This is a genomic window from Streptomyces sp. CBMA123, assembly GCF_014596465.1.
Lineage (GTDB): Bacteria > Actinomycetota > Actinomycetes > Streptomycetales > Streptomycetaceae > Kitasatospora.
In genome coordinates this window covers 1-5,996 of record NZ_MECK01000302.1, presented here as the reverse complement: position 1 = coordinate 5,996, position 5,996 = coordinate 1, and the positions used below count along the sequence as shown (strand labels likewise).

Below are 5,996 nucleotides of genomic sequence, written 5' to 3'. Positions count from 1 at the left end.
GGTGATTTTCAGACTGCCAACGGTCTCAACCCCCCACCCACAGAGTCGGCAGTCCGAAAATCACCCAGCCCCCGGAGCGGCCACCCCCGGAGCCGCCCCCGGCACCCACCCACCCTCCCGAGAGCCCACCCCCACGAACACACCCCTTCACCGCGGCACCCCCAACACCCCCACCCCGAAATACCGCCGATCCCCACACCCCCCCGCCCCCGCCGGACACCCTCCCGCCGCCGTCACCGCCAGCAGCTCCGCCAGCTGCCCCGCCCCGAGCCCCGGATGCAGCGCCGCGGCCACCGCCACCGCCCCCGTCACGTGCGCCGCCGCCATGGACGTCCCCGCCAGCGCCGCGTACTGCCCGCCCGGCCAGTCCGAGATGATCGCCCCCTGCGCCCCGCCGTCCGGGTCCCCGCCCGGGGCGGCCAGCGAGACCCGGCCGCGCCCGTAGTTGGTGTACGAGGACGGATGCCCGTCCCGGTTGACGGCCGTGACGGTGACGACCCCGGGCAGCTGGCCCGGAAGGCGGATGCACTCGGTGCCCAGGGAGCGGGTGGGGGCCGGCCCGGAGACCCGGTCGTTGGGGCTGCGTTCGTCGGTGCGGGCGGCACCGAGGTCCTGCCCGTCGTTGCCGGCGGAGGCGACCACCACCGCGCCCTTGCGCTGGGCGTACCCGACGGCCCGGCCGACGGCGGTGATCAGCGCCGCCTGGTCGCGGTCCTCGGGGCAGTTGTACTTCCACGGGTCGGCGAAGTAGCTGTCGTTGATCGCCTTCGCCCCGTGGTCGGCGGCCCAGAGCATCCCGCAGACGATGTTCTCCGCGTAGTACTGCCCGAGCGGCCCGAGCAGCCGGACGGCGGCGATCCGCACCCCGGGGGCGACTCCGGTGACGCCCTTCCCGGCCGAGGCCGCGCCGATGATCCCGGCGACGTGGGTGCCGTGCCCGCTCTCCCCGACCCCGGGGTCGGGCCGCCAGGAGCCGGTCCGGGCGTCCGGGCGTCCGTCGGCGCAGGAGACCGAGGCCTTCGGGTCGACGGCCGACCGCAGGTCCGGGTGGGTGTCGTCGACGCCCGAGTCCAGCACCGCGACCAGGACCTTCCGCAGCGCGTCGACACCCGGCGCACCCCCGACCGCCGCATCGCCCGGCGGCCCCGACGCCGCGTGGATCATGGTGAGGTTCCACTCCCCGCCCTCCGCCGGATCCTGAACCGTCACGGTCCCTTCGTCATCCCGCCTCTCCGAACTCCACCCGTCCCTCCCGCCCCTCGCCTCGCTCCTCCCCCGGCCGTCCGAACTCCCCGCCCGACCCCCTGAACTCCCCGCCCGACCCACCCCATCTACTCGACCCACCCCACCCACCTCACCCACCGGACCCACCCCACCCGCTCGACCCCCCGCCGCGAAGTCCCCCGCCCCGGCCACCGTCCGCGGCGGCCCCACCACCGGCGCCGTCCTGGTCGCCCCGACCGCCGCGATCCCGGGCCGGGCCCGCACCCTGTCCGCGAAGCCGCCGGTCGCGTACGCCAGCACCGCCCCGATCTGCGGGTACTCCTGCACCACCTGCCCGCCCGCCGCCCGGCTCTCCGCCCCGGCCCGGGCGGCGCCCGCCGCGTCCTCCCGCTCGGCCAGCACCAGGTAGCTGAGGTACGCCCGCCCGGGCCCGGACACGTACGGCACCGCGCCGCCGAGCCCCAGAGCCGTGAGCAGCATCGCGAGCAGCGCCAGGGCGGGCCCGCCGACCCTTCGGCGGCGGACTCCCCGGCACTGGACCCGCCGGCACTGGACCGCCCGGACGGGCCCGGTTTGGTGCGCCTGCGCCATCCCACGCTCTCCGCTCGTCGGTCGGGTGAGGCCGCACCCCTGCGGCCACGGTCACGGATCGATCACGCGCCCGATTTCTCACCATATGAGCCGATCATCATTCCCGCCCCCGCAACTACACCCCTCGCACCCCCTCCTCGCACTGCCTCGCACCCCATCGCACCCCGCGCCCCACCTCACTTGTCGGTCCCACCCGGCACCATGGGGGCATGGCGCCCCAGCACCCGACCCCACCCGCCGACGCCCCCGAGCCCGACGCGCCCGACGCGCCCGACGCGCCCGAGGCCGACGCCCCCCGGCCCACCGACCCGCTGGCCGGATTCGCCCCGACCACCCGGGCCTGGTTCACGGGTGCCTTCTCCGCTCCCACCACCGCCCAGTCCGAGGCCTGGCGCGCCATCCAGCGGGAGACGGACGTCCTGGTGGTCGCCCCCACCGGCTCCGGCAAGACGCTGGCCGCCTTCCTCTCCGCACTCGACCGGCTCAGCAGCACCCCACCCCCGGCCGAGCCCAAGCGCCGCTGCCGGGTGCTCTACGTCTCCCCGCTCAAGGCCCTCGCGGTGGACGTCGAGCGCAACCTGCGCGCCCCGCTGACCGGCCTGCGCCAGGCCGCCGTCCGGCTGGGCCTGCCCGAGCCCGAGGTCCAGGTCGCGATCCGCTCCGGCGACACCCCGGCCGCCGACCGCCGCCGCTTCGCCACCCACCCGCCGGACATCCTGATCACCACCCCCGAGTCGCTCTTCCTGCTGCTCACCTCCGCCTCCCGGGAGGCGCTCCGGGGCATCGACACGGTGATCCTGGACGAGGTCCACGCCGTCGCCGGCACCAAGCGCGGCGCCCACCTCGCGCTCAGCCTGGAGCGGCTGGACGAACTGCTGGACCGCCCGGCCCGCCGGATCGGCCTGTCCGCGACCGTCCGCCCGGTCGAGGAGGTGGCCCGCTTCCTCAGCCCGCAGCGCGGCGCGGTCATCGTCCAGCCGCCCTCCACCAAGGAGTTCGAGCTCTCGGTGGTCGTCCCCGTCCCCGACCTGGACGACCTGCCCGCCGCCCCGGCCACCGGCGGCGCCGCCGAGTCCGACCCGCAGCGCCGGCAGTCGATCTGGCCGCACGTCGAGGAGCGGATCGTCGACCTGGTCGAGGCGCACCGCTCGACCATCGTCTTCGCCAACTCCCGCCGCCTGGCCGAGCGCCTGTGCAACCGGCTGAACGAGATCGCCCACGAGCGCGCCACCGGCGCCGTCTTCCCCGAGGCGCACGCCCCGGCCCAGCTGATGGGCGGCTCGGGCGCCGCCCGGGGCGCGCCCGCGGTGATCGCCCGGGCCCACCACGGCTCCGTCTCCAAGGAGCAACGATCGCTCGTCGAGGAGGAGTTGAAGGCCGGTCGGCTGCCCGCCGTGGTCGCCACCTCCAGTCTGGAGCTGGGCATCGACATGGGCGCCGTCGAACTGGTCGTCCAGGTCGAGTCCCCGCCCTCGGTCGCCTCCGGCCTGCAGCGGGTCGGCCGGGCCGGCCACCAGGTCGGCGCGGTGTCCACCGGCGTCTTCTTCCCCAAGTACCGGGGCGACTTGGTGCAGTCCGCCGTGGTCACCGAGCGGATGCGGGCGGGCCGGATCGAGGCGCTGCGCATCCCGCGCAACCCGCTGGACGTGCTCGCCCAGCAGCTGGTCGCGATGACGGCCCTGGACGTCTGGCCGGTGGACGACCTGCTCACCGTGGTCCGCCGCGCCGCGCCCTTCGCCACCCTCCCCCAGTCCGCCTTCGACGCCGTGCTCGACATGCTGGCCGGCCGCTACCCCTCGGACGCCTTCGCCGAGTTGCGCCCCCGGGTGGTCTGGGACCGGGTGGCCGGCACGGTGACCGGCCGCCCCGGCGCCCAGCGCCTGGCCGTCACCTCCGGCGGCACCATCCCCGACCGCGGACTGTTCGGCGTCTTCATCGCCGGCACCACTGCGGCCGATTCGAAGACCGGCCGGAAGGACGGCGGCCGGGTAGGAGAGCTCGACGAGGAGATGGTCTACGAGTCCCGCGTCGGCGACGTCTTCACCCTCGGCACCACCTCCTGGCGGATCGAGGAGATCACCCACGACAAGGTGCTGGTCACCCCCGCCCCCGGCGTCCCCGGCCGGCTCCCGTTCTGGAAGGGCGACACCCTCGGCCGCCCGCTCGAACTCGGCCGCGCCCTCGGCGCGTTCACCCGTGAGCTGGGCGCCCTTGCGCCCGAGGCCGCCACCGAGCGCCTCCAGCAGGCCGGCCTGGACGACTGGGCCGCCGCCAACCTGCTGGACTACCTCGCCGAGCAGCGGACGGCCTGCGGCCACCTCCCCGACGACCGCACCATCGTGGTCGAGCGCTTCCGGGACGAGCTCGGCGACTGGCGGATCGTCATCCACTCCCCCTTCGGCGCCCAGGTGCACGCCCCCTGGGCGCTCGCCCTCGGCGCCCGGCTGCGCGAGAAGCACGGCCTGGACCCGCAGGTCATGCACGCCGACGACGGCATCGTGCTCCGCCTCCCCGACGCCGACCTGCTCGCCCCCGACTTCGATTTCAGCGGCCCGGCCGAACCGACGGCCTCCGACGAGGCCCCGGTCGGCGCCGACGCCGCCCTGTTCGCGGCCGACGAGATCGAGCAGCTGGTCACCGACCAGGTCGGCGGCTCCGCCCTGTTCGCCTCCCGCTTCCGGGAGTGCGCCGGCCGCGCCCTGCTGCTCCCCCGCCGCAACCCGGGCCGCCGCACCCCGCTCTGGCAGCAGCGCCAGCGCGCCGCCCAGCTGCTCGAAGTCGCCTCCGAGTACGGCTCGTTCCCGATCGTCCTGGAGGCCGTCCGGGAGTGCCTGCAGGACGTCTTCGACGTCCCCGGCCTGGTCGAGCTGATGGGGGACTTGGAGTCCCGCGCGGTCCGCCTGGTCGAGGTCACCACGTCCGAGCCCTCGCCGTTCGCCCGCTCACTGCTGTTCGGCTACGTCGCCCAGTTCCTCTACGAGGGGGACTCCCCGCTCGCCGAACGCCGGGCCGCCGCCCTGTCGCTCGACTCCCGGCTGCTGTCCGAACTCCTCGGCCAGGCCGAGCTGAGCGAGCTGCTCGACCCCGAGGTCCTCGCCGAGCTGGAGGCCGAGCTCCAGCGCCTCACCCCCGAGCGGAGGATCAAGGACGCCGAGGGCGTGGCCGACGCGCTGCGCCTGCTCGGCCCGCTCGCCGAGGCCGAGTTGACCACGCGCGGGGCCGAACCGCTGTGGGCCCTGGAGCTGGAGGCGGCCCGCCGGGTGATCCAGGTCCGGATCGCCGGCGAGCAGCGCTGGGCCGCGATCGAGGACGCCGGACGGCTGCGCGACGCGCTGGGCACCCCGCTGCCGGTCGGCGTCCCCGAGGCCTTCACCGAACCGGTCAAGGACCCGCTCGGGGACCTGCTGGCCCGGCACGCCCGCACCCACGGCCCGTTCACTGCCGCCGCGGCGGGCGCCCGCTACGGCCTCGGCACCGCCGTCGTCACCGGCACCCTGCAGCGGCTCACCGCCGCCGGCCGCCTGGTGCAGGGCCAGTTCCTCCCGGCCGAGACCCACACCGCCCCCGAGTGGTGCGACGCCGAGGTGCTGCGCCGGCTGCGCCGCCGCTCGCTGGCCGCGCTGCGCCAGGAGGTCGAGCCCGTCCCGCCGCGCGCCCTGGCCGCCTTCCTCCCGCAGTGGCAGCACCTGGCGGGCCACCGGCTGCGCGGCCCGGACGGCCTGCTCCGGGTGGTCGAGCAGCTCCAGGGCACCGCGCTGCCCGCCTCCGCCCTGGAGAAGCTGATCCTCCCGGCCCGGCTCGCCGACTACTCCGCCGGCCTGCTGGACGAGCTGATGGCGGCCGGCGAGATCGGCTGGTGCGGCGCCGGCGCGCTGCCGGGCAAGGACGGCTGGCTCAGCCTGCACCTGGCCGAGAGCGCCCACCTGCTGCGCCCCGAGCCCGTCCCACCCGCGCTCACCCCGCTGCACAGCGCCCTGATGCAGGCCCTGGCGGGCGGCTACGGCCTGTTCTTCCGCCAGCTCGTCCAGCAGCTGCCGGAGGAGACGCCGGAGCCGGAGGTGGTCGAGGCCCTGTGGGACCTGGTCTGGGCCGGGTACGTCACCAACGACACCCTGGCCCCGCTGCGCGCCCTGCTCGGCTCCGGCCGGACGGCGGGCGCGACCGCCCACCGCGCCCCCCGG

General features: G+C 76.0%; 2 protein-coding genes. One reads left to right on the top strand and one right to left on the bottom strand.

Annotated elements, in window-relative coordinates; genetic code table 11:
• Positions 1 to 147: 147 nt before the first annotated feature.
• A complete protein-coding gene (locus BG452_RS28205; protein ID WP_188307178.1) occupies positions 148 to 1,704 on the bottom strand; it encodes a S8 family serine peptidase in 1,557 nt (518 codons plus the stop codon).
• A gap of 320 nt (positions 1,705 to 2,024) precedes the next feature.
• On the opposite strand from BG452_RS28205, the gene BG452_RS28200 reads away from it, so the two are divergent.
• Positions 2,025 to 5,996, top strand: a 3,972-nt coding sequence (locus BG452_RS28200; RefSeq protein WP_188307177.1) for an ATP-dependent helicase, incomplete at its 3' end; no start/stop codon positions are given.

Coding starts and splice junctions, on each gene's coding strand:
- BG452_RS28205 (WP_188307178.1), bottom strand. CDS start 1,704: ATGCTGCTCACGGCTCTGGGGCTCGGCGGCGCGGTGCCGTACGTGTCC.